14 protein-coding genes are annotated in these 24,317 nt (G+C 39.6%); 9 read left to right on the top strand and 5 right to left on the bottom strand.

Features of this window, described 5'->3' with window-relative positions; all coding sequences use genetic code 11:
- Window positions 1-31 precede the first annotated feature (31 nt).
- The 3 genes from glnL to Xvie_RS13145 all read right to left on the bottom strand — a co-directional run bounded on the left by glnL (window position 32) and on the right by Xvie_RS13145 (window position 4,836).
- Window positions 32-1,081 (bottom strand): nitrogen regulation protein NR(II), encoded by a 1,050-nt coding sequence (glnL, locus tag Xvie_RS13155; protein WP_208612583.1) that lies wholly within the window; start codon window positions 1,079-1,081, stop codon window positions 32-34.
- 119 nt (window positions 1,082-1,200) lie between these two features.
- The gene (glnA, locus tag Xvie_RS13150; protein WP_086109765.1) at window positions 1,201-2,610 is read right to left on the bottom strand and encodes a glutamate--ammonia ligase; all 1,410 of its coding nucleotides are present in this window, start codon (window positions 2,608-2,610) and stop codon (window positions 1,201-1,203) included.
- A 399-nt stretch (window positions 2,611-3,009) separates the two neighbouring features.
- Window positions 3,010-4,836 carry an RCC1 domain-containing protein gene (locus Xvie_RS13145; RefSeq protein ID WP_086109764.1) on the bottom strand — a complete coding sequence of 609 codons (1,827 nt, stop codon included), beginning with the start codon at window positions 4,834-4,836 and terminating at the stop codon, window positions 3,010-3,012.
- A 447-nt stretch (window positions 4,837-5,283) separates the two neighbouring features.
- Between Xvie_RS13145 and Xvie_RS13140 the strand changes: the two genes are divergently transcribed.
- The 8 genes from Xvie_RS13140 to fabY all read left to right on the top strand — a co-directional run bounded on the left by Xvie_RS13140 (window position 5,284) and on the right by fabY (window position 19,545).
- On the top strand, window positions 5,284-9,075 hold the full coding sequence (locus Xvie_RS13140) for an inverse autotransporter beta domain-containing protein (protein WP_086109763.1): 3,792 nt from the start codon (window positions 5,284-5,286) through the stop codon (window positions 9,073-9,075).
- Window positions 9,076-9,436: 361 nt separating this feature from the next.
- Entirely contained in the window at window positions 9,437-11,188 is a 1,752-nt protein-coding gene (locus tag Xvie_RS13135) for a hypothetical protein (RefSeq protein ID WP_086109762.1), read from the top strand.
- A gap of 409 nt (window positions 11,189-11,597) precedes the next feature.
- Entirely contained in the window at window positions 11,598-13,250 is a 1,653-nt protein-coding gene (locus Xvie_RS13130; RefSeq protein ID WP_086109761.1) for a hypothetical protein, read from the top strand.
- A 42-nt stretch (window positions 13,251-13,292) separates the two neighbouring features.
- Entirely contained in the window at window positions 13,293-14,837 is a 1,545-nt protein-coding gene (locus tag Xvie_RS13125; RefSeq protein WP_086109760.1) for a hypothetical protein, read from the top strand.
- A 356-nt stretch (window positions 14,838-15,193) separates the two neighbouring features.
- Complete coding sequence (typA, locus tag Xvie_RS13120) at window positions 15,194-17,017, top strand: ribosome-dependent GTPase TypA (protein WP_086109759.1); 1,824 nt, start codon at window positions 15,194-15,196, stop codon at window positions 17,015-17,017.
- A 263-nt stretch (window positions 17,018-17,280) separates the two neighbouring features.
- The gene (gene yihX, locus Xvie_RS13115) at window positions 17,281-17,898 is read left to right on the top strand and encodes a glucose-1-phosphatase (protein WP_086109758.1); all 618 of its coding nucleotides are present in this window, start codon (window positions 17,281-17,283) and stop codon (window positions 17,896-17,898) included.
- A gap of 155 nt (window positions 17,899-18,053) precedes the next feature.
- The gene (gene dtd / locus Xvie_RS13110) at window positions 18,054-18,491 is read left to right on the top strand and encodes a D-aminoacyl-tRNA deacylase (protein WP_086109757.1); all 438 of its coding nucleotides are present in this window, start codon (window positions 18,054-18,056) and stop codon (window positions 18,489-18,491) included.
- 136 nt (window positions 18,492-18,627) lie between these two features.
- On the top strand, window positions 18,628-19,545 hold the full coding sequence (gene fabY, locus Xvie_RS13105) for a fatty acid biosynthesis protein FabY (protein ID WP_086109756.1): 918 nt from the start codon (window positions 18,628-18,630) through the stop codon (window positions 19,543-19,545).
- Here fabY and Xvie_RS13100 read toward each other — a convergent pair.
- Complete coding sequence (locus tag Xvie_RS13100; protein WP_086109755.1) at window positions 19,535-21,352, bottom strand: AsmA family protein; 1,818 nt, start codon at window positions 21,350-21,352, stop codon at window positions 19,535-19,537. The genes fabY and Xvie_RS13100 overlap by 11 nt on opposite strands.
- A 112-nt stretch (window positions 21,353-21,464) precedes the next feature.
- Window positions 21,465-22,850, bottom strand: a complete 1,386-nt coding sequence (locus Xvie_RS13095) for a nucleobase:cation symporter-2 family protein (RefSeq protein ID WP_086109791.1) — start codon at window positions 22,848-22,850, stop codon at window positions 21,465-21,467.
- Between the two features lie 243 nt (window positions 22,851-23,093).
- On the opposite strand from Xvie_RS13095, the gene gltS reads away from it, so the two are divergent.
- The gene (gene gltS / locus Xvie_RS13090) at window positions 23,094-24,308 is read left to right on the top strand and encodes a sodium/glutamate symporter (protein ID WP_086109754.1); all 1,215 of its coding nucleotides are present in this window, start codon (window positions 23,094-23,096) and stop codon (window positions 24,306-24,308) included.
- Window positions 24,309-24,317: the final 9 nt, after the last annotated feature.

Raw genomic sequence — 24,317 nt, 5'->3', positions numbered from 1 at the left:
CCTCTACTTCCTGATCGGTTTTTTTGATCGGTTATTTCTTGATAGGCAGATAAATGGAAAACTCCGTATGCCCCGGCCAACTGGTAAATTCTATTTTGCCAGCATGTTGATCGACAAGATTACGTGCTATGGATAGCCCGAGTCCAGTTCCACCTTCATGCCCACTGACCATGGGGTAAAAAAGCGTATCCTGAATATTGGGAGGAATACCCGGCCCATTATCTTCAATATCAATTCTGGCCGCCAAGCGGTAGCGCTCACCCTGTAAGGTAATCTGGAACGCAGTTCGCGTTCGCAGAGTGATAGTACCGCCTTTTTTCCCCAGTGCCTGTAAGGCATTTCGGGTTATATTCAGTAATACCTGCTCGATTTGGTCAGGGTAATGGGACAGTTCGGGCAAGCTCGGATCATAATCTTTCAGCAGAGTGACATTTGCGGGCATTTCCAGAGAAACCAATTGATAGACCCGCTCGACCACATGATGGATGCTTTGGCGGGTTTGTGTTCCCGGATGCTGTGGCCCCAGTAATCGATCAACAAGGGCGCGTAGTCTGTCAGCCTGTTCAATGATGACCTGAGTATATTCCCTCAGTGATGGATCGGGCAGGGCTTTGGCAAGTAGCTGAGCGGCTCCCCGTAGTCCACCAAGGGGGTTTTTGATTTCATGTGCCAGCCCCCGAACCAATTCCCGAGCCGCCGCCTGCTGTGCTTGTTGTACCTGCTCTTGGCTTAACCGGCGTTGACTGTCCATAGGCGCCAGTTCCAGCAGAATAGACTGCTCGGAAATTGGTTGGGCACTGAGCGACATCACATGAGAATGATTATTGATGACCAGAATGACTTCGTTATCAGTAAATCCATGACCATTAATCAAACTTGATCGCATCAACTCTGTATCCAGCGAAATATAACTAAATAAAACCGGAAGCGGAGTACCGAATAATTTATGTGTACTCTGCGCCAGAAGTTGCAGAGCAGAATGATTGGCATAGCGGATAACTAAATTGTTATCCAGCACCAATACGCTGTTTATCAGTGAATCTAGAATCTGTTCTGCGTTGGTAAAATCAGCCATTGCCATTCAATTCCTGCACTTTTTTGGTGCATTGTAGCATTCGTGAAAAGAGCCCATCCAAAGATGGGCTAAAAAGTTTCACGGCAACAAAAAATAAATTCGGGATCTATTTGGCTATACCAGCATTACACGCTGTAATAGAGTTCAAATTCCAGAGGATGTGGCGTCATGCGGACACGCTCAATCTCACCTTGCTGTAATTTGATATAAGCATCAATCGCATCATCAGTGAAAACACCACCGCGAGTCAGGAACTCACGATCGGCATCTAAAGCAGCCATTGCTTCTTCCAGAGAAGACGCTACGGTTGGGATCTCCTGTGCTTCCTCAGCCGGCAGGTCATATAAATTCTTATCCATTGCATCACCGGGATGGATTTTGTTGATGATGCCATCCAGACCTGCCATCAATAGGGCAGAGAAAGCCAGATAAGGATTCGCTGCGGGGTCTGGGAAACGAACTTCAATACGGCGGGCTTTCGCACTGGCCACAACCGGAATACGGATAGAGGCGGAGCGATTGCGGGCAGAGTAAGCCAACATGACCGGAGCTTCAAAACCCGGCACCAATCGTTTGTATGAATTAGTGGTTGGGTTAGTGAAGGCATTCAGTGCGCGAGCATGTTTGATGATGCCCCCGATATAGTACAGAGCCAGTTCAGACAAACCACCATATTTATCACCGGCAAATAGGTTAGTGCCATTTTTGGACAGCGACATATGACAGTGCATACCTGAACCGTTATCGCCTACCAGCGGTTTTGGCATGAATGTGGCGGTCTTGCCGAATTCATGGGCAACGTTATGAACCACATACTTATAAATCTGGGTTTCATCTGCCTTTTTGGTCATCGTATTGAAGCGGGTAGCAACTTCGTTTTGCCCGGCAGTAGCGACTTCATGGTGATGAGCTTCAACTATCAGACCCATTTTTTCCATCGTCAGGCATATGGCTGAACGTAGATCCTGAGAAGAGTCCACGGGAGGCACAGGAAAATAGCCGCCTTTAACGCCCGGACGATGGCCTTTATTACCATTTTCATAACGTGTACCACTGTTCCATGCCGCCTCAATATCATCAATATGGTAATAAGAGCCGGAGATAGAACTGCCGAACCGGACATCATCAAACAGGAAAAACTCTGGCTCTGGCCCAAATAACACCGTATCTGCGATGTCACTTGCACACAGGAAATCTTCCGCCCGTTTGGCGATGGAACGAGGGTCACGGCCATAGCCTTGCATGGTGCCGGGTTCTAAAATATCGCAACGTATAATCAGTGTGGTATCACTAAAGAATGGATCAAGCATAGCAGTGCTTGGATCAGGCATTAACACCATATCGGACTCATTAATACCTTTCCATCCACCGATGGAGGAGCCATCAAACATTTTGCCATCTTCAAAGAAGTCTTCATCAATCTGGTGGGCTGGGATGGTAATATGCTGCTCTTTACCTTTGGTATCAGTAAAACGTAAGTCAATAAACTTCACCTGATGTTCTTCAATCATGGACAAAACATGCTCAATGGACATACTGAACTCTCCTGGGTTACGTCAGCCTGATAGAACGATGCAAGAAGGATATCGCTTTATCTTAAATGGCATTTCTATACGATCAATTTTTACAAAACCGTTATTGCAAATAGAAATGCGAAAAGTGTGCCAATATTAATAAATTATTTAATATCAATATGTTGATATTTAGCGGCTAAAAAATCATGGGGAAAGAGGATAGTTTTTAAATATACTTGCCCTAAATTAGGGATTGGTGCAATAGAATTGCACTATAATGATGCAATTGAGTATTTAATCAATATGTATATTTAATCAATATATGTAAGCAATAAGGCGCAATCTGTTATATAACATCAACGTTGATTACGCCTTCTGGTTTAGAATGAACTGATTATTATTCTGGTATCAGATATCATCTTAATCCATATAGTAGGTCAGTTTACCATCGAACAGAGCTTGTACTTCACTGCTATCCCCGCCACCATCAGAGCCACCCCAGGTGTAAACTTTGTTATCTGCTGTCAGAGCAAGAAATGCTGTCCCTGTTGCGTAGATGGCCCTTACATTATGCATTTCAGGTTGGGGTACTAAGCTAAAGTTACCCAGTTCAGGATATTGCCAGGTTAATACGGTACCGTCTAGCCTTAATGCCGCAGATGCAGTAGCTGAGCAAGTTATTTGAACCGCATTTTTGAGAGCCAGAAATTCCTGGATCACTGGGTCGTCGTCACTCGGGTCAAGTCCAGCAGCATATACTGCGCTATGTGGGGCGGTGCCTGTTAGTATAAGAAATTGTTGTCTAGTGGTTGCTATATCTACTGCATTAAGCAAGTCTGGCAAGTCATCTTTGCTCAAATCCTTCTTACCGTCCGAACCCTCTGCCATCATGCCACACCAACCATATCCTTTACCATCACGGTGAATTGCTACATTACCGGTTGGCATACCCGAATCAACAATATAGGGAGGAGTTGCAGCAACTTGTATAAAATCTTGAGATGGGGGCTGAAAACCGCTAAACATATCCGGATCACCCCAAGTAGAAATATCACCACTTTCGTCTATAACGGCGAATCCCCTTGACATTGATGTAAGGTAACGTGGTTTCGGAATAGTAGAAGAAAAAGGTGGGGTTACAGTCCAGTTACTCGGTGATGGACCCCACCAATTTTGTATCTGTCCCGTATTAGGATTATATAGAGCAGTAGCAAAACTATTTCCTACAAAAGCATTCTTCCCATCTCCAGGATAAGGAAAAGGAAAAGTATAAGGTATTGCTCCCCAGACTCTCATTTCTGCCGTAGTTTTCGAGACGGCAAAAAAGCTATTTGCACCTGCTCCCACATCATCAAAGAAACCAGTAGGCATAGGATTATTATAAGACTGACCATGACACCATAAGTTATTTTCTGAATCCATATTAAGCCCGGCATAAGAGGGGCCATTTGTGGTAATGGTTTTAACTCCAGGTTGAACATAGGAACTACCAAAGCTTCCTCCCCAACCAACCATGGTGTTGTCATTGAGTAGCACAGCAAAAGCAGAGGCATATTGATCTTCCATTGGATCGTTCCAAACGTTCTTTGGAAGACCTAGCGTACCACCGTTACCAAACACATTGATTGGGTTTATTTTGAGAGTGTTAGTACCGTCACTCACACTAATGGGAAGCCACGGAGCTGAATCATAGAAAAATGGGGAATTACTACTTGAAAAAGGAGAAGTGAATGATGGTACTCCACCTATATAAGTCCATGTTACTAGATATGGCTTACCATCTTTAGTCCAAGCAGTCAGCCGCTGTGGTGCTTTAAGCCCATTAGCTACAGCAAGATCAGCATAACGAGCACCCATAACGATAAAGGGTTCTTTGTCTGATGGGTTTGGTGGGTTTGTCGACGTGCCATTGATAACGTTGATATTAACTTGTTGCGAGTAAATAGGGTTGTCTCCGATGACGTCGTCAACTGTATAACCTACCTTATATTTTTTTGGAAGCATATCAGTAGAAAAATCAAATTTGATAAAAGGGCCAATGGTACCTTGTAGCTGCTTTGTAGAGGTGACAGATTCATTATTGTCATCAGTAAATGAAACTGTAACCGAGTCACCATCAGAGAGATTAAGGGGAGGAGATGTTGATACATTAACCTTAATCTTTTCTCCATTTAATTTAGATTTATCCAGAACGCCATTTTGGGCTTGAGGTAAAATAGGAGGTGGGAGTAAATAATTTTCGCTCATGATAATTAAGTCCTTATGTTTTTAATAATAATAGAAAATACTAATCCTGAAAGAAGAGTGGTTAATATAAATAAAAAAAAATTGAGTGACTAATGAAAATAAGCTATCACCTTAATACCGAGTGGTGGTAACAGCAGCCATTTTTGATGTTATTTACAAGGAAGTAGGTGCGATTTGTGATTCCCTAAATATTAGGGTTGGTTATCACAATGATGAAATTATGAATTTAATATGATTTGTGGATGTGAATTTAACGTATGCTAATTTGTTGTTTGCGAGAACAAAAAATCATGTGATAACATTTAGTTATTAATTGATAATAATTTTTAATTACTACTAATTAGGTTTGTGTACTATATGAAGTAAGGGGGAAGTTATCACTCATGCATATTAATTAATAATAAGTGGTGAATTAACTTCAAATAAAACATTCTGAGGTATCTATGTATGTCTTCATATATGATTATTATTCGTTTTTTAATTTTTTTTTACATATTATTTCTTCCGTCTTCTATAATTAGTGCTTTTGCAGATGGAAATGACAAAACTAACAAAATATACATGAGAAATTCAGAAGGTAAGAATAATATAGATATTCGAGTTAATCAACTAAGTAATGAAACTGTTAATAAAAATGCCAATGATATTTCAGAGTCTGACACCCCAGGTTTAATTGCCAGAAATATTCAGACTGTAGGCAATATCCTATTATCTTCTCCTTCGGATTTAGCAGAGCAAGCTAAATCTTATGCATTGGGTAAATTCAACAGCACTATTTCTTCCGAAACTCAAAAATGGTTATCACAGTTTGGTACTGCCAGAATTAACTTTGGTCTGGATAAAAAGGGAACGCTGGAAAATAACTCACTCGATCTATTACTGCCACTTTATGATAATAAAATAGACTGGCTGATTTTCTCCCAATTGGGTTATCGTAACAAAGACAGTCGCAATACCATTAACGTAGGTTTAGGTGGGCGTTATTTTTATCAGAGTTGGATGTATGGCCTGAATACTTTTTATGATCATGACCTGACGGGAAAAAACCAACGTTTAGGTTTGGGAGGTGAAATGTGGGGCGATTATATCAAACTCTCCGCCAATATTTATTATCGTTTGAGTGGATTACAAGAATCACGGAATTTTAAGTATTATCATGAACGTCCGGCAAATGGTTATGATATTAACGGTGAATTTTTCCTGCCCGCTTATCCCAATCTTGGCGCTAAACTAACATACGAACAATATTTCGGTGATAACGTTACCTTATTTAATCGTGATACCAGACAGAAAAATCCGAGTCTGGCTAAACTAGGTTTAACTTATACTCCGATCCCACTGGTAACAATGGGTGTGGATTATAAACAGGGTGAAAGCGGCCACACGGAAACGCAATTTTTGGCTAATTTCAATTATAAACTGGGGGTTCCTCTCAGTACTCAATTATCACCAGAAAACGTAGCTGCAATGCGTACATTGGCAGGCAGTCGTTATGACTTAGTGGAAAGAAATAACAATATTGTGCTTGATCATATAAAACAATCCATTACTCAACTTTCTATACCACCCACTTTAATGGGTTACAGTCACGAAGAAAAAACAATACCAGCCACTAATAACCCGAACAATAAAATTGAAGAGCAAAAAAATGAGGGTTTTGCCAAATTTATCAAAGATGGCGGAAAGTTAGATGTTAAGGGGAATAAAATTTCAATTACATTCCCGATATATCAACTTAGCACTGGGAAATCCAACAATTATCCTATTAGTTTCAACATATTTGAGAATAGTAATACAAAAACAGTTTCTCATCATGAAACAGTGACCTTAATTGTCAGGCCATTTGTAGTGAAAGAAAAAGAAGTCAATCCTACAGAAACATTACCTGCTGATGGTAAAAAAGCTTATCTCTTTACCCCCGTGATAACCTCCGATACCGTGGGTAACCAGCCTTTAGCTCAGGTTACACTTGATAATGTTCAATGGACAACTGAACCGGAGATTGGTGAACAATCAGGGCTACAGTGGGGAAAACCCGAAAAAACATCAAAAACCAATGATAAAGGGCAATTACAAGCCGCTTTAACCAGTTCTAAGCCTATCAAAGATGTAAAAGTATTCCTGCAAATGGATGGTATGCCGAAAACGCAAGTGGGGACAGTGAGTTTTGGAGAAGATACTTCACGTTTTTATGTGGATAAGATAAAAATTTCATTGCCAAACAATATGACAGCCCCTTTAACAGCGGATGGCACCCAGGCTTATACCTATAAAGCTGTTGTTTTGGATGGCAGTAATAATCCAGTCCCACCAAACACATTAATCACTAATGTAAAATGGGATCACGATCATAAAGAGATTTCGACTTTGAAATTAGTATCTAATGGTGACAAAACTGATGGTGAAGGGCAATTAACTGCAACACTGACGAGCTCTGAGCCAGTAGATAATGTCACTGTTACTCTTTCGATTGAAGAGCATCAAAAAAAATCAGCAAACCCTGTTCTTTTCAAGCCTGCAAAGATTTCGCTTAGTATTGATCCCCACCAAAAAATTATAACGGTTCATCAAACCTATACTTTGACGGCAGTAATCAAGGATATTAATAATAAACCTGAGGCCAATAAAAAAGTTAATTGGGCCTTAAAAAATCCTAATCAAGAAGGTGTAACAATATCTTCAACAAGCAGTACTACAGGTAATAATGGTCAAGCTACTACAACATTGACCAGTACTAAAGCTAATAAGATTACAGTAGTAGCCTCTGTTGATGAGGTAAGCGTGCAAGGAACAAATACTGTAGATGTAGAATTCCAATGGCCAAAAATCCAGAAGCCAATTTTAAAATCAGGCCAAAAGAGTGGAACTGTTTCTCCAAATGGGACAGACCATTATAGCTTTATTGCTGAAGTATCCAATTTAGATGGTACACCTTATACAAAAGCAGATCTTATATGGAGTCCAAGTTATCCACAGGGTACGGACAAAAACAAAACTTGGTTGAAAGATCAGGTCGTTGGTCAACCTGATGGAAAAGCAACAGTACAATTGGTAAGTAATCAGAAAAATCCTGTTGTGAAAGGTGCACAGGCTTGTCTTGCTATTGTTAATGAGCCTTCGACAGAGCAATGTTCAGAGCCTGTAAATTTTGCATCGCCACAAGTAGAGTATGAAATTGCAAGTGTTGAGGTCTATCGTGTAGAGATATCAGGTAAAGATGAAAATTTTGATCCTCAACACCCGTTATTTGGTGATGGGAAATCATTATATAAATACAGAGCGAAGATCGTTGATAAACAAAAGAAAGATGCAATTATTAATCATCAATTCAGTGATGTAACATGGGCACGAGATCATAGTAATATTGACGACTCTGAAGTACCGCCACTCGAATGGGATAAAGAGAATAAGACAGATGGAAGAGGGTATTTATATGCAACATTGAAAAGCTATGTGGGTATTGATAATATAAAAGTAACATTAAATATGACTGGATTACATGGTAGTAAGTTGTTTCAAGATGCTAATAAAAAAGTTAGCTTTGAGCCTACACCGGAGCCAGTGGCTTTAATGGTTTATCGATTTGATAGAACAACAAATCAACCAGATAAATCTGCTAGCCAACTATTTAAAGAGCAGAACAGACCATATAATGTGTTTACCGATAACCTGATAGCTGAATTGAGATCAATTACAGGTGAGGAACTAGTCAAGCCTGGTGATACTCCCAGTTATAATGTGAAAAAGATAGGTGGCAAGTGGGATCCAGTTACAATAGATAATAACACCGGATTGATAACATTTCAGGCTCCGGGACAAGCCAGAATTACTATTAATGTCAAGAAAAACAATGGAACAAAGCGTAAATATACTTATATAACTTATCCTCGTAGACTATTTTCATATTCACCTGGTTACACTTTTACTTATCCAATGAATGATGAACACAATTGTGAGAATCTTAAATACGATGGAGAAACAGGGCACTCACCTACTGTTTCTCAGTTGGTCTCATCAGGAACAGGCACCGCATTATCTGATGATTTTCCAAATTCTTATAAATTTGGTATTTTGGATGACATTGGTCCGATAAGTAAAACAAGTTCTTATATTAAGATGCTAAGAAGTCGTAATGAACTAGGAAAGTATTTTGTATATGATACAGCTACTGGTAGAGAGGTTCCATTAATATCAGATGGTAATACTCTTCAAGCATTTGTTATATGTATCGTGGAATAAATAACTTATATTTGTATATAAGTATGAGAACGATGTTTCAAGTTAAGCCGTGTGGATGGATATATCCTACGGCTTTTCTGTTCGTATTTCGGTTCAATTTTATGAAAGGTGATTATATCTGATTTAATTATTTTGGATAGTGAAAATATAGGAGAGATGAAATAAATTCATCAGATATTTTTATGTTATCATCTGATAACTATTTTTCATTATACATTTAATTGGGAAATGTGTTTAATATTTAAAAATCAATAGGTGATATAAATATTATTTATCCAGGGAATGTTTTGAGCTGTCAGTAATATATTATTAATAATCATATAGATAACAAAAGTTACATTATAATTCTGTGAGGTATACTATGTCAGTAGAAAGGCAAACTTTAGGAGGTGGTGGGGCTCCCTCCACCATTAATCCGACATTATCAGTACCTAACAATACTAACTTGGTCTATGGCCAAGAATTTTATTTTGATGTGATTTTAACGGAAACAGTAGGCAAATTGCCACTAGGAAAAAACCTTACCGTTACTCCAAAAGGAACTGGTCTAACAATAGATATAATTTATGCTAGTCTTACAACAACTGGTGCTGAAAAAGCGATTAGAGGACAATATTATTTAAAGATAAGCAACGATGAGAGTAAAATAACAGGAGATAAAGTATCTCTTAATATAAGTTTAGGCACTGATTTCAATATGGATATTATTTACAATATAAAAAAAATACAGTTTTATACTTTACAGTTAATTCCTGATAAACAGGTCATTGTTATCCCTAAAACATTCTCTGAACCAAAACCAAGCGATATTGGTGATAATTATATTCGTTACACTACGCAGTTATTAGAAGATACTGGAAATCCTTTAGAAAAAAAACCACTGAAAAATGCTCTGGTTTATCTTTCTTCTACACCTAAAGATAGTATTAATACAAATATTATTGTTACGACTGATCCAAATCCGGCGGATAAATCTGCAACGATAAAAACTTATACGCCTACAAATATCGTTGCCGATGATAGAACATTTATTAGTCTTATAAGTGATGATCACGGAAAGGTGAGTTTCCGTGTATATTCAAATAATAAGATAGCTGGAGGTACGACTACTGAGAAACCTATAATTCTTGTTTTAGAAAATATTATTTTGGGCCAAGAAAGTCATGCTTATACATCAGAAAATGTATATATTATCACTCCTAGACCGCAAGATTCCAGACATGTGCTAGAGTCAGTAATGATCCCCTCTGCTGACGGAGGTTTATTAAACGGTGGGCCAGACGAACCAACGTTTGAAGTTATGATTGAACCTTATGATAGCCCTACTCCTAGTGATCATATATTATTTTTTACAAAAGAAAGTGATGATGGGGTTCCTGATATTAGTAAATTAGTATTACCAATCTATGATATGCAAAGTACCCATAATGCTAATTATTCTTTTCCTATTCCTTATAATGTGCTTCCACATAATCAGTGGACAGAGTTTTTTTATGTGGTTGCTAGAAATGGGAACGCTCGTTATTCAGTTGGAATGCAACTTAAATATTTAGGAGGTGGTTCAGATCTTGTTCCATCAGATGGAGTTACACGAACTTATAATAAAGTTGAAGTTTACTCTAGTTTTGCAGATTATAAAAATGATCGCACACTTAGCAAGCCAGAAGAAAAAAATGCTCTACTTTGGGAACAAGCTTATACAAGCAGGGCGGAGCTTTCAAATTATATCAATAATGGTGGTTACGATGCATTTTTAAAAATAACCGCAACCAATGATACAACTGATATAATAAAAAAACATCCCCAAGTTGGAGATGATGTATATATAAATATGTATGTTAGATCGGGAAATAGAAACTTTTTCAGACAATTACCAAAAACAACACTTTTATCAACTCTAGACTCTGTTCCAGCTGGTAATACAACTTTATGTTCTACCGTGATCCCGATCATTCATCCAAAATATTCTGGAATCAGTTCTTATAGTGAAGGCTCGCCTGCATGGGTTTATTTTGAATATTATACGATGGATAAAACAAATACACCAACTTATAGTCATTACTGGCGAGGAATGACTGACACATCACTTCCTGGGGTAGATGATGATAGTTAATTTTTTATATTTTATTACGTCATTTATTATTAGACTTAATTTAATATATATCTAATAGATTTAAAATTGAATTGATGCGATAAGTAAAATGAATCCCCAGTCATATAGATAACTATGTGGCTGGGATGAATGTAGCCAACAAATAGGCAACTTGAAAGATGATTAATATAGAAATATGATGCTCTGGAATATATCATTTTTCCTATAGAAAAATGGTGTTTTAGATTATATTTTTAATTTTTTAAAGATTTATAAATTACATTAAATTCAATAAATATCAAGACGTATTGCAGCAGCAATGGAACGAATTTTAGGAGTATAAATAACTATGTATCTGAAACTAGCTAATGTGAATATAAAACATACAACTTGGAAGCTAAATAATATTAAAAACTAAATGAGGTTTATTATGATTAATAAAGAAGATAAATTATATAATTCAGATCTATCATCTGTAACTCTATCTGTGCCTAAAGATTCTGATGTGGTAATTGGGCAAAGTTTTTATCTTTATATTACCATTATACTTAATGGGAAATTACCTTCAGAATTAGATGTTAATTTAGATGTTAAAACAGGTTTGGCAGTTGATAGTATTACTAAAGCTGTTCCACTCCCGTCAAAACAAAATGCTATGCAAGCAATAGCTTATTTAACTATTGATGATAAAGATTCTCTAAAACCAGGGGATCAAGTATCATATAAATTAAGTATACCTAATATTTATTCAAAGGAAATTAATTATACAGCAAATTTGATTGATTTAGATTCATTGCAGTTATCAGTAGATAAGTATTACTGTATATTACCACAAGGAAATACTAATATTGGTGTTGGAAATAATAATTTCATCCGTTATTCTGCGAATTTGAATAATAATAATGGTAAAGGGATGAAAAACACACCTATTCAGATTTCCGCATCAATTAAAGATGACCTAAATGAAGATGTTATAATAACCACTGATCCGGATGATGGGCTTCATTCTCCTGTACAGATTATTCCTATTGATGAATATGATCAAGTTGTAGTTCCTATTGTTAGTAATAACAGTGGAAAAATAAGTTTTCGAGTTTATCCTATGAAGGATAAACCAGTTGTACTTCAGTTAGGAAGTGAAATACCAGGGGGTGACGAATATTTCTTAGCTCCTACTGTATATATGCTTAGCCCTAGACCTAAAGATCCTCGCGAGTATCTTCCGGTTCCAACTATAAGTAATTTTAGTGATGGTCAACTAAAAGCGTATGGATCAGATTATACGTTTGATGTGAAAATTGAACCTTATCATAATGCATATGATAGCGATAGTTTGATATTTTTTATTGATGACAAGATAGTATTGCCAATTAGTACGATAGGCCACTCAAATCCTCCTAATTATAGTTTTAAATTGTATTATGATATGTTTACTGAAAATAAAGAATCTAAACTTTATTATGTAATAGCACCAAGGTCAGGTAATAATGAATATTCAAAGGTATTACCTATCACATACATTGGTAGTGGGGATAATATACCATCGGATAAAATTTCACGCGTTTATGAGAAGCCTATAGTATATTCAAGTTGGGCTAATCCTAAGAGCCATCCTCCGTTAAATAATGATGATGATATTATTGATGAAACATATTACATTAATAGCTTTGATATAAAAAATGGTCGTAAGGAGTATTCTCATAATCATAATAATGGCGGTTATGGTTTATTTGTAAAGATAACAGGAACAAAAGATACACAAGATAAATATAAACCAAAATTTGGCGATACGGTTCACTTCACTATGTATCTTAATGGTGGTTTTTACAAAAATGAACGTGTGCATGAGAAAGATGTTAAACATAGGAAAGATATTTCTCGTGTTATTAAAGATGTTCCTGACCATAGTGGCGGTAATACTTCTACTACTGTTGTTTATATAGAATATGAACAGCTTGTTGGATTTTCACATGATTCTAATAACGGTCAAGCAATGATTTATTTCGAATATTATTTTTATAATGAAGGAAATAGAATATACAGTGATTTCTGGAGTAGTAAGATTGAAACTTCAGGGAACTAACGTGAAAATATAATTATTTAATATTGATTTCATGGAGATAATATGAGTAAGCATATCACTACTTCTGTCATATCAGGATCTGATATAGTAATAGGGCAAACTTTATATCTTGATATTATTCTAACTTCTGATGATCCTATTTCAAATGACACTAGTATTAATTTAACAAGATTTAATAATGCTGAACCTGAGGACGATATTCCCCAAATTAAACTCTATGATAATGGTAAAAAAGGAATTTTCACTGTTGAATTAAGTGTTTTTGATGATCTTCCTGATAAAGATTCAGTTTCTTTTTATATTGAACCAAACTCAAATGCAGCGGGTTTTCCTGAGACTAAAATTGAGTATACTGCACGAATCGTCAATATGTCTTCACTTCAATTGAAGATTGGAGCTGATCATTTAAAAGTTCCTCAGCATCCTAATATTCCTCCTAGTGGCAGATTTTTTGTGTCAGTTCATGCTACCGTTACTGCTCAGGATGGAAAAGATAAACTATCTGGTACTCCTATTAATATACTCGATATTGATGGGGTATTTGATAGAGTGGATTTCTATACTGCCGATAAAAACAGCAAATTAGAAGTTAGGGATATCGGAGATTACAGGGGATTGACCATAAATACAGACTCTAGTGGTAATTTAGCATTTTATATTTTTGCGAAACAAGATAAGACTGTGGTACTTAATCTATTCTCTGCAATAATGGGTGTTGAAGGCACGGTTGAAGCTGAAAGAATTTTGTATGTTATTGATGTGGGGCCAGTGAACCCTGGACATACTTTGAATCCTCCCGTCATTAATGGTGAAGTTGGTGGTGTTTTACATAAAAGTATAGGCTCAAAACACTTCTCTGTTAATATTCCGACGTACAATGATATTTCAGTTGGTGATTCGATATTTTTCCTTGTTAATAAATTTATGGTTGACCCACCTGTTTATTTGACAGATCCATCCACGCAATTAAATAATATATTAGTGTCTTATTCTGTTTTATCAGATAATAATGAAATTGAGTTTTCTTATGTGGTTATTAAAGAGTCAGCAGAAAGATACATGTCAATGCCAACGGTTTTCACATATGTAAAAGATGAACTTCCTGCAGATAATGTTTATGAAAAATGTAAGGTTTATGCTAGTTTTGGTACAGGTGAAAATGATCTTATTACTGAAGGTAAGGTTGTAAATTGTAAGGTTATATCTGGTTATAATAAAAACCCAGGCCAAGATGGATTATTTGTAAAAATTACTGGAACCAATGATCCTCATGATCAGACTAAAGTACCTTTAGGGAATAATGTTAATGTTACGTTGTGGTTGCATATTAGAGCTAAACAGAAAAAGTTAGATAAATCTATCGTCTCTATAGCTATGCCTGATATAGCCGGTAGTGATGGGGTAACAAACAATGTAATAATAGGTATACCTCAAACGTATCTTGCGGGTAGTGATACATTTGATGAATATCATCCTGCACAGATTTATTTTTATTATATAGTTAATATAGATGGTCAACATATAAAAAGTCAGACTTGGAAAGGGAAAATTGATACTGTTCCATCTTGGGGAACGCCCCATTGCTAGTGATATTAACGTACAGTTTTATTTTAATAAAATCTTTGATATTAATATTATCTTTGTAGAATGATTTTATTGACCTTTTGCATTTTATTTGCAAAAGGTCAATTTTTAGATCGTGTATTCGAGGTATTGAATGTTTTTTAGGTATAGAACTCACGGTTTTATAAAAGTACGATTTGTTTACTCACCATATCCATCCCCCCAAAAACAAACTTTCAAGGTGATACATCTCACATTTATTTCACTCTCTAGCTATAACGTGTAAAATAGCAGCATATTTGTGTTAGATGAATGCAGCGGCTTTCTGCCAGGCGGCATCCATGTAATATTTTCTCAAATAGCTAAAACGGTAAAAATACTTGTCAATTAATAACTTAAGAAATATCGCCATCATCGCCCACGTCGACCACGGCAAAACCACGCTGGTTGATAAACTCCTGCAACAGTCCGGAACTTTTGGTGAGCGTGCTGCAACTGCCGAGCGCGTGATGGATTCCAACGATCTGGAAAAAGAACGTGGTATCACCATTCTTGCGAAAAACACTGCCATTAAGTGGAATGATTACCGCATCAATATCGTGGATACCCCAGGTCACGCCGACTTTGGTGGTGAAGTTGAACGTGTAATGTCAATGGTAGACAGTGTGTTGCTGCTGGTTGATGCGATGGATGGCCCAATGCCACAGACTCGCTTCGTGACTCAGAAAGCTTTTGCCCACGGTCTGAAACCTATCGTTGTTATCAATAAAGTTGACCGTCCTGGCGCGCGTCCTGACTGGGTTGTGGATCAGGTATTCGACCTGTTCGTAAACCTGGGCGCAACAGATGAGCAGCTCGATTTCCCAATCGTTTATGCTTCTGCATTGATGGGAATTGCGGGTAACGATCATACTGAGATGGCTGAAGATATGACTCCGTTGTATCAGGCTATCATTGATCATGTTGAGCCACCTAAGGTTGACCTTGATGGCCCATTCCAGATGCAGATTTCACAGCTGGACTACAATAACTATGTAGGGGTTATCGGGATTGGCCGTATCAAGCGTGGTACGATAAAACCAAACCAGAACATCACTCTGATTGATAGCGAAGGCAAGTCTCGCAATGGCAAAGTCGGTAAAGTCTTCAGCCATCTGGGGCTGGATCGTATCGAGTCTGATAAGGTGGAAGCGGGCGATATCATCGCAATTACCGGTCTGGGCGATCTGAACATCTCCGATACTCTGTGTGATGTCAATGCGGTTGAAGCGCTGCCAGCACTGGCGGTTGATGAGCCTACCGTAAGCATGTACTTCTGTGTAAATACGTCTCCATTCTGTGGCCGCGAAGGTAAGTATGTTACTTCTCGCCAGATCCTCGACCGTCTGAGAAAAGAACTGGTTCATAACGTTGCACTGCGTGTTGAAGAAACTGAAGATCCAGACGCATTCCGCGTATCTGGTCGTGGTGAGCTGCACCTGTCTGTTCTGATTGAGAACATGCGTCGTGAAGGTTTCGAGCTGGCGGTTTCTCGTCCAAAAGTTATTTTCCGTGAAATTGATGGCCGTAAACAGGAGCCATTCGAGCAGGTAACTCTGGATATCGAAGAGCAGCATCAGGGTGATGTGATGCAGGCTCTGGGTGAGCGTAAGGGTGAAATGCGTGACATGCTGCCAGATGGCAAAGGCCGCGTTCGTCTTGATTACGTTATTCCAAGCCGTGGTCTGATTGGTTTCCGTACTGAGTTTATGACCATGACTTCCGGTACTGGTCTGCTGTATGCAACATTCAGCCACTATGATGATATCCGTCCGGGTGAGATTGGCCGTCGTCAGAACGGGGTACTGATTTCCAACGGGCAAGGCAAAGCAGTTGCTTATGCGTTGTACAGTTTGCAGGAGCGCGGTAAATTGTTCCTCGGTCACGGTACTGAAGTGTATGAAGGCCAGATCATCGGTATTCACTCACGTTCTAATGACCTGACAGTTAACTGCCTGACCGGTAAAAAACTGACTAACGTACGTGCGTCAGGTACGGATGAAGCGACAACGTTGTCTCCGCATATCAAGAAAACCCTGGAGCAGGCTCTGGAGTTTATTGATGATGACGAATTGGTAGAAGTAACTCCACAGTCAATTCGTCTGCGTAAACGCCATTTGACTGAAAATGATCGTCGTCGTGCAAACCGTAGCAAAGAAGTTTAATTTCTGAATTACGTATTGCGTGTGACCGATTAAATATGAGTAGCTTAGGGCACTTCGGTGTCCTGAGTTTTTTGTTATATCCCTTCCAGTAATTTTTGTTATCCATTCTTGGTTATTGACCTGATTATTGATTAATACAGTGAATCAGAACTTCAACACCACTTCATAATAAGAGCAATTTGCTTATTTTTTATCTCTTCATCTTTTTTCTTAATAAAATTATGATAAAAATATTGAACAATGAGCGTTAGTCAGGAGGGGGTATGCTGTATATTTTCGATATAGGTAACGTGATTATTGATATTGATTTTAGAAGAGTACTCGCTGTTTGGAGTAACCTGAGTGGGACACCACTGGCAACATTGACCTCAAAATTTTTGTTGGGGGAGGCTTTTGAAAAATATGAATGTGGGCAAATCAGTGATACTGAATTTGCAGAAAGGATGTGTGATGAAATGGAGGTTTCACTCAGTTTTGAACAATTTGTGGAAGGCTGGAATGCAATATTTATTGATGCCAGGCAGGAAGTCATTGAATTAATGAATGAATTGCGTGCTCAAGGGCACCGTGTGGTTGTTCTGTCAAATACAAATCGTCTGCACTTCGAGTATTGGTCACTGCATTATCCTGAGATTAAAGCATCAACGGATTTCTTTTATTTATCTCAAGATTTGGGAATGCGCAAACCGAACCTTGATATTTTTAACTATGTACTTGCAGCAGAAGGAATAACAGCGGCTCAGGCCATATTTTTTGATGATATTGCAGAAAATGTTGAAGCAGCGGAAAAATCAGGTATCAATGCAATTCATGTGACTGACAGGCGTGTGATCCCTGATTATTTTAAGACACATGATTTCACGCTTTCCTCAAAAAATTAACATCGTTAGCTTATTGCAGATGATGTTTTCCGACATATTCCTTGCCTGTATTCTATATCAGGCAAGACGAGCGGTTTTGTTATTGCCACATAATTTGTTGCTATCTATGACTTTCTATCCCACACGGATAACTAAACGGGTAACGGGCAAGAGAAATGATCGCATTAATTCAGCGTGTAACACAGGCAAAAGTTGTTGTTGAAGGTGAAACTATTGGAGAAATTGGACAAGGGTTGCTGGTGTTACTGGGGGTTGAGAAAGACGATACCCCTCAGAAAGCGCAACGTTTATGCGACAAGGTAATGGGGTATCGGGTATTCAGCGATGAACAGGGAAAAATGAACCTGAATGTTCAACAGGCTCAGGGGAGCTTGTTGGTTGTATCCCAATTTACATTGGCTGCGGACACGCAGAAAGGCTTAAGACCGAGCTTTTCTGGTGGTGCTGAACCACAAAAAGCAGATGAACTTTATCGCTATTTTGTTGAACAGTGTCGTGAAAGTGGTGTAAAAACAGAAATGGGGAAATTTGCAGCAGACATGAAAGTCAGTTTGACAAATGACGGACCCGTGACTTTTTGGTTGCAAGTATGAAGTGGGTGAACTGCCGCAACGACAAATAAAGATTGCTGTTTAAAACAAGTTGCAGTTTAAAAAAATAAAACAAACCCACAGTGTGCTGCATTTCCCTGACGACACATGACCACACACAAGAGAAGGGGCTGTTTCTATGTACCATCTGAGAGTACCTCAAACAGAACAAGAGTTGGAAACCTATTACCAATTTCGTTGGGAGATGTTGCGTAAACCGCTTCACCAGCCTGTCGGATCAGAGAAGGATGGTTACGATTCGATGGCTCACCATCAAATGGTGGTGGATGAACATGGTAAACCGCTTGCTGTTGGGCGTTTATATGTCAATGCGGACAATGAAGGCGCTATTCGCTTTCTGGCTGTCTATCCCAATGTGCAGCGAAAAGGATTGGGTACACTGATTGCGATGGCATTGGAATCTGTTGCCAGACAGGAAGGGGTGAAGCGGGTTGTTTGCAGCGCACGGGAAGACGCGGTTGATTTCTTCAACAAGCTGGGTTTTGAAAACCGTGGGTTGATCAATGGGGCGAGAACGTCACCGATTAATCATTTTCTAATGATTAAACCTATTATGAGCCTTGATGATATTTTACACCGTCCTGATTGGTGTGCAGAATTACAGCAGGCATGGCATCAGCACATTCCTTTAAGTGAAAAGATGGGGCTGCGGATCGCTCAATACACAGGGCAACGTTTTATTACGACGATGCCCGAAGCCGGAAACCAGAATCCACACCAGACTATTTTCGCGGGCAGCTTATTTTCTCAGGCCACATTAACGGCATGGGGATTGATTTGGTTGTTGCTACAGGAACGCCAATTGGGAGGCGACATCATTTTGGTGGATGCCAATATCCGTTATCGGCAACCAATAACGGGGCGTCCCTGTGCAACAGCAGATTTTAATAACATGAGCGGGGACCTTGCCCGTCTTGCCCGTGGTAACAAAGCGCGTGTAACGGTGGAGGTGCAGGTTGGCGGTGAACATGGCGTAGGTAGCGTGTTCACCGGTACTTATCTTGTCATGCCCCCCGAACGTTTTGCTACAGCTTGATTTTTACGCAGGTTTGGTTTTCCCCTGTTTGATTTTCTGTAGAGTGATGGCCTGTTGTCGAGTGATCGGCTTCAGGGTTATCTACAGGAATCTGATTATTTACGGAAGAATGGGCTGTTGGGATACAGCGACTCGTTGAGATCAAACCTTGCTTAATAGATTGTGATTCTTTTTCTGACGATTTATCTTCAGCCACTAATGTACCGTTTATGGTTCCTTTCACATCGTCAGCGGAGAGATCCCCAGTGATAGTAAGTGAAAAATTCCCTTCTCCCTGAATTTTGAGCGGTCTCCAACCCCATTGTGGCAAGGTTTCTAAATCTGCATTCATACCTTTGAAACTGAGATTAAAAGGCATTTGGGTAGTGTGTTGTTCCACTGCTCCAGTAGCTTGCAGTAGCCCTTCACTTGTAAAGCTATTCAGTTTATCAATGCTGATTTTGTCATCTGTGGCATGCAGTTGAAGATAAGGACGGGCTACTTCAACTTTGTTGAATGTCCCTCCGGCTGCTTGCAGTGATGCCTGACCATTCCACAATCCCCATTTGCCATTTTTCAGGATATCCATGCTGCCAATATGAGCGGCAAAGGTGGTGAGCTGGAACGGGAAGCCGGGGTTGGTATCAATCAACAGCGTATTGTTGATGGCTATATCATGGAGTTTAAGACCAGAAATCCATTCCGGTGCAGGTTTTTTGATGTAGTTGAGCCATGTGGATGGCAGAACATAAAGCAGCCCAGTGACAGAACTATTTTTGAGGGTAAGAAGCCGATTTTTGCGATCCCATTCAGACTGGATATTGAACAATCCTTTTTGATAATGAGTTGTCAGATTAGCAATGGTAAAAGTATCATCAGAAAAACGGAATTTTCCAAGTGTATCGTTGAACTGTGCGTTACCCAATGCCATGTTTGCCACACTGAAATCAATCAACCCATCTCTGGCATTCCAACTGCCATTGTCTAATCCCAAATTTTTAATAGTGCCATCCAGATAATCGACAGACCAATTTTGCCCTTGCAGTTTGGCATTGGTGATATTGAGATCGTTGACATACATGACCGGAAGGTGGCTGATTTTTTCCTTCAACTTATCCAGTGTCAGCGGTGTTTGCCAGCGAATATTACTGACCAGAATATTGTTCCATTGCCAACTGCCATCCGGCAATTGCTGTCCATCGCCAGAAATGGAGCCTTGCAGGAACGTTGCACCAAAAGAGTCGATAGTCAGAGCTTTATTCTGGTAACTGCCTTGCATAACGACATTTTCAACAGGTATGTCGTTTAAACGGACTGTACCAGCACTGAATTGATATTTTCCGTTACCAAATGCGTTATCCACCGCAGGAGCCCAGGGTGTAATTCCACCTGTGATATTTTTCCCCTGAATGTGGGTGTTGGGAGAGTCTAGCTGTATATCCATCTGGTTCAGTTGCAGGATATCCGCTTGTAAGGGCAGAGGGAATTGGTTCCCGGATAATGTCAGCTCCCCTTGTTGCAATGTCAGACGATGGAGGTTTTTGAGTGACAATAAATGCTGCCACTTGAAATCTAGATTAATAGTCTTGGCTGTGAGTGAGAAAGGGCCTTGTGTGTCGCGAAGATTAATATGGTCAAATGTTAAGGTAGCCGGTTGTCGCCAGTTATGGCTGATGCTTTCGATGCTGACTTGATAATGCCCTTGTTTGTTGAGCCATCGACTTAACTGTTTGGCTCCCCAGTGCGTCTGGACAGCAAAATAGATAACTATGATTGCCAAAACCAGCAATAATAGAAGAGCAACAAAAGATTTCCCTAACCACCTCATTATCTCACCTCAAATTAGCCTACTAATAGAGGCTCTTTTATGCCGTAAAACTGATAGGCACTCAATAGATGATTCAGATAAAAACATCATTGAGTGCATTCAAATCTATAGATTATTTTTCTTGGGGGAAAATCAGATTAAGTAGAATAGCGGTTAGACCACCAGCAGCAATACCTGAAGAGAGTAAGTTTTTCACCCAGTCAGGCGCAAACTGTAAAATCAGTGGTTGCTGGGAGACGCCCAACCCCACTGCCAGAGACAGTGCAATAATCATGATTGCACGGCGGTTCAGGGGTTCACGGGAAACTATTCTGACACCAGATGCGGCGATGGTGCCAAACATCACAATCGTCGCCCCTCCCAGAACGGGTTCAGGAATGTGCTGTACGAAACCAGCCACAGCAGGAAAAAGCCCCAATAAAATCAGCATGGTTGCAATAATGTAACCAACATAGCGACTGGCGACACCAGTTAATTGAATCACGCCGTTGTTCTGACCAAAACAGGAATTCGGAAATGTATTGAACACGGCTGAAACCATAGAGTTGAGACCGTTTGCCAGCACACCGCCCTTAATACGTTTCATATATAGTGGGCCGCTGACAGGTTGCTCGGAAACATCTGAGGTTGCTGTAATATCACCAATCGTTTCCAAAGATGTCACCATAAAAATCAGAATGAGTGGGATCAGCAGATGCCAGTCAAAAGACAGGCCATAATAGAGAGGGGAAGGAACTGTGATGATTGGTGCATTTTCTTTTGGTACTGAAATGGGCAACATATCCATGTACCAAGCCACCAGATAACCCACCGCCATGGCAATGACCAGAGAAGCAACGCGTAAGTAAGGATTATTTTGGCGATTCAGTAAGACGATAACAGCAAAAACAACTCCCGCTAGCAGCAAATTTTCAGGGGCGCCAAATGTGCCGTTTTGAATCGCAGAATAACCGCCACCAATGGAAGTTAACCCGACTTGAATTAGCGACAAGCCAATAATCATTACCACGATACCGGATACCAGAGGTGTAATGACTCGTCTTGCCAAATGCAATACTCGTGAGAGCAGCACTTCCGTCATAGAGGCGAGCATCAGCGTACCGAACAGAGCTGCCATCATAGTTGGAATATTTGCGCCTCCGTTTTTCAACGCCAGCCCACCCATAATAAGTGGAGCAACGAAATTAAAACTGGTGCCCTGAATTGAAAGCAAACCTGAGCCGATGGGTCCCCAAGAGCGAATTTGAATAAGTGATGCTAAGCCTGAGGCAAACAAAGACATACTGATAATACGTTGAGTATCCTGTTCCGGAAGCCCTAAAGCCTGACAAATCAAAATCGCCGGAGTAATAACAGCCACAAACATTGCCAATAAATGTTGGCACGCAGCAAATAGAGCATGTGGGAGAGGAGGTTTATCTTCCAGACGATAGATAAGTTCATTGTCTGATTTATTGGGAACTTCCGATGAATTGGATTCATGGGATAACTTGACCATATTGCGAAATTCCGGATGGACAAAAAGATGCATTTTAATGATCTGCACCATTAAAGCAATCGTTTGCGCAGGGTTTTAATAACAAAATACGACTTAATTTCGTCACACTTTTAAATGTTTTAACTTGTATTTATTAAGAAATTTATTTCTAATCCAACCCTTACCTGCTCTTGGCGTTTTTATAGGATGATTATAACGTCACATTAATTTAACATGATATTAACAAATGGATGGGGTACATAAATGTATCATCTGGATATTTATGGCACGCTCGTTGCTGCCACACTTGTTTTGCTACTAGGAAGAAAACTCGTACAATCAGTCTCATTTCTTGAAAAATATACGATCCCTGAGCCGGTCGCAGGTGGGTTATTGATCGCTTTAATTTTACTGGCGGTTAAACAATCCACGGGTTGGGAAGTAAGTTTTGATTTATCCCTCCAAGAGCCCCTGATGTTGACGTTCTTTGCCACAATCGGCTTGAACGCTAACCTTACCAGCCTGAAAGCGGGCGGAAAATTTCTGGTCATTTTTATCTTCGTGGTTGTTGGTCTGTTATTGGTACAAAACACCGTGGGCATTGTATTGGCGAAAATGCTAGGCCTTGATCCATTAGTGGGATTGTTGGCAGGCTCCATTACACTTTCTGGTGGACATGGAACGGGAGCCGCTTGGGGTAAAGTATTCACAGAGCGCTATGGTTTTGAAAATGCCACAGAAGTAGCAATGGCATGTGCAACATTCGGCCTGGTTTTGGGCGGTTTGATTGGTGGTCCGGTTGCCCGTTTTTTGGTGAGAAATACCAAAACACCCGGGTTGAAAGCTGAAGATACTGAGATCCCGACTGCATTTGAGAAACCTTATACTGGACGGCTTATCACGCCATTAGTGATGGTGGAAACCATTGCCATGATTTCCATTTGCTTGTTGGCGGGAAGTTTTATTGAGAAGCAGCTGGAAGGTACGGCCTTTGAATTACCAACATTCGTATGTGTACTGTTTGTTGGTGTCATTCTCAGTAATGGCCTGTCTTTTCTTGGTTTTTATCGGGTATTTGACCGAGCGGTTTCGGTCTTGGGTAACGTCAGTTTATCGCTGTTTTTGGCAATGGCATTGATGAGCCTGAAACTGTGGCAGTTGGCTTCCCTTGCGCTGCCAATGCTGATCATTCTTGCCGTACAGGCAGTCGTTATGGCTTTGTATGCTATTTTCGTCACTTATCGAATAATGGGCAAGAATTTCGATGCGGCAGTATTGTCAGCAGGTCACTGTGGTTTTGGCTTAGGCGCAACCCCAACAGCCATCGCAAATATGCAGGCGATTACTGACCGTTTTGGGCCATCCCATGTGGCATTCTTACTCGTGCCAATGGTGGGAGCGTTCTTTCTTGATATCGTTAACGCTGCCGTCATCAAATTATATCTGTTGTTACCAGTGTTCCCATCTGTAGCAGGTTAGATTAATTCA

Source organism: Xenorhabdus vietnamensis, assembly GCF_002127535.1.
GTDB classification, from domain to species: domain Bacteria; phylum Pseudomonadota; class Gammaproteobacteria; order Enterobacterales; family Enterobacteriaceae; genus Xenorhabdus; species Xenorhabdus vietnamensis.
The sequence above is the reverse complement of the archived record's forward strand: the minus strand, read 5'-3'. Positions and strand labels throughout refer to the sequence as shown.

Excerpts from the sequence above, each read along its gene's own strand:
- yihX (WP_086109758.1), top strand. The coding sequence starts at position 17,281 with ATGCTGTATATTTTCGATATAGGTAACGTGATTATTGATATTGATTTT.
- dtd (WP_086109757.1), top strand. The coding sequence starts at position 18,054 with ATGATCGCATTAATTCAGCGTGTAACACAGGCAAAAGTTGTTGTTGAA.
- gltS (WP_086109754.1), top strand. The coding sequence starts at position 23,094 with ATGTATCATCTGGATATTTATGGCACGCTCGTTGCTGCCACACTTGTT.
- Xvie_RS13125 (WP_086109760.1), top strand. The coding sequence starts at position 13,293 with ATGAGTAAGCATATCACTACTTCTGTCATATCAGGATCTGATATAGTA.
- fabY (WP_086109756.1), top strand. The coding sequence starts at position 18,628 with ATGTACCATCTGAGAGTACCTCAAACAGAACAAGAGTTGGAAACCTAT.
- Xvie_RS13095 (WP_086109791.1), bottom strand. The coding sequence starts at position 22,850 with ATGGTCAAGTTATCCCATGAATCCAATTCATCGGAAGTTCCCAATAAA.
- Xvie_RS13145 (WP_086109764.1), bottom strand. The coding sequence starts at position 4,836 with ATGAGCGAAAATTATTTACTCCCACCTCCTATTTTACCTCAAGCCCAA.
- Xvie_RS13100 (WP_086109755.1), bottom strand. The coding sequence starts at position 21,352 with ATGAGGTGGTTAGGGAAATCTTTTGTTGCTCTTCTATTATTGCTGGTT.
- Xvie_RS13140 (WP_086109763.1), top strand. The coding sequence starts at position 5,284 with ATGTCTTCATATATGATTATTATTCGTTTTTTAATTTTTTTTTACATA.
- Xvie_RS13135 (WP_086109762.1), top strand. The coding sequence starts at position 9,437 with ATGTCAGTAGAAAGGCAAACTTTAGGAGGTGGTGGGGCTCCCTCCACC.
- Xvie_RS13130 (WP_086109761.1), top strand. The coding sequence starts at position 11,598 with ATGATTAATAAAGAAGATAAATTATATAATTCAGATCTATCATCTGTA.
- glnA (WP_086109765.1), bottom strand. The coding sequence starts at position 2,610 with ATGTCCATTGAGCATGTTTTGTCCATGATTGAAGAACATCAGGTGAAG.
- glnL (WP_208612583.1), bottom strand. The coding sequence starts at position 1,081 with ATGGCAATGGCTGATTTTACCAACGCAGAACAGATTCTAGATTCACTG.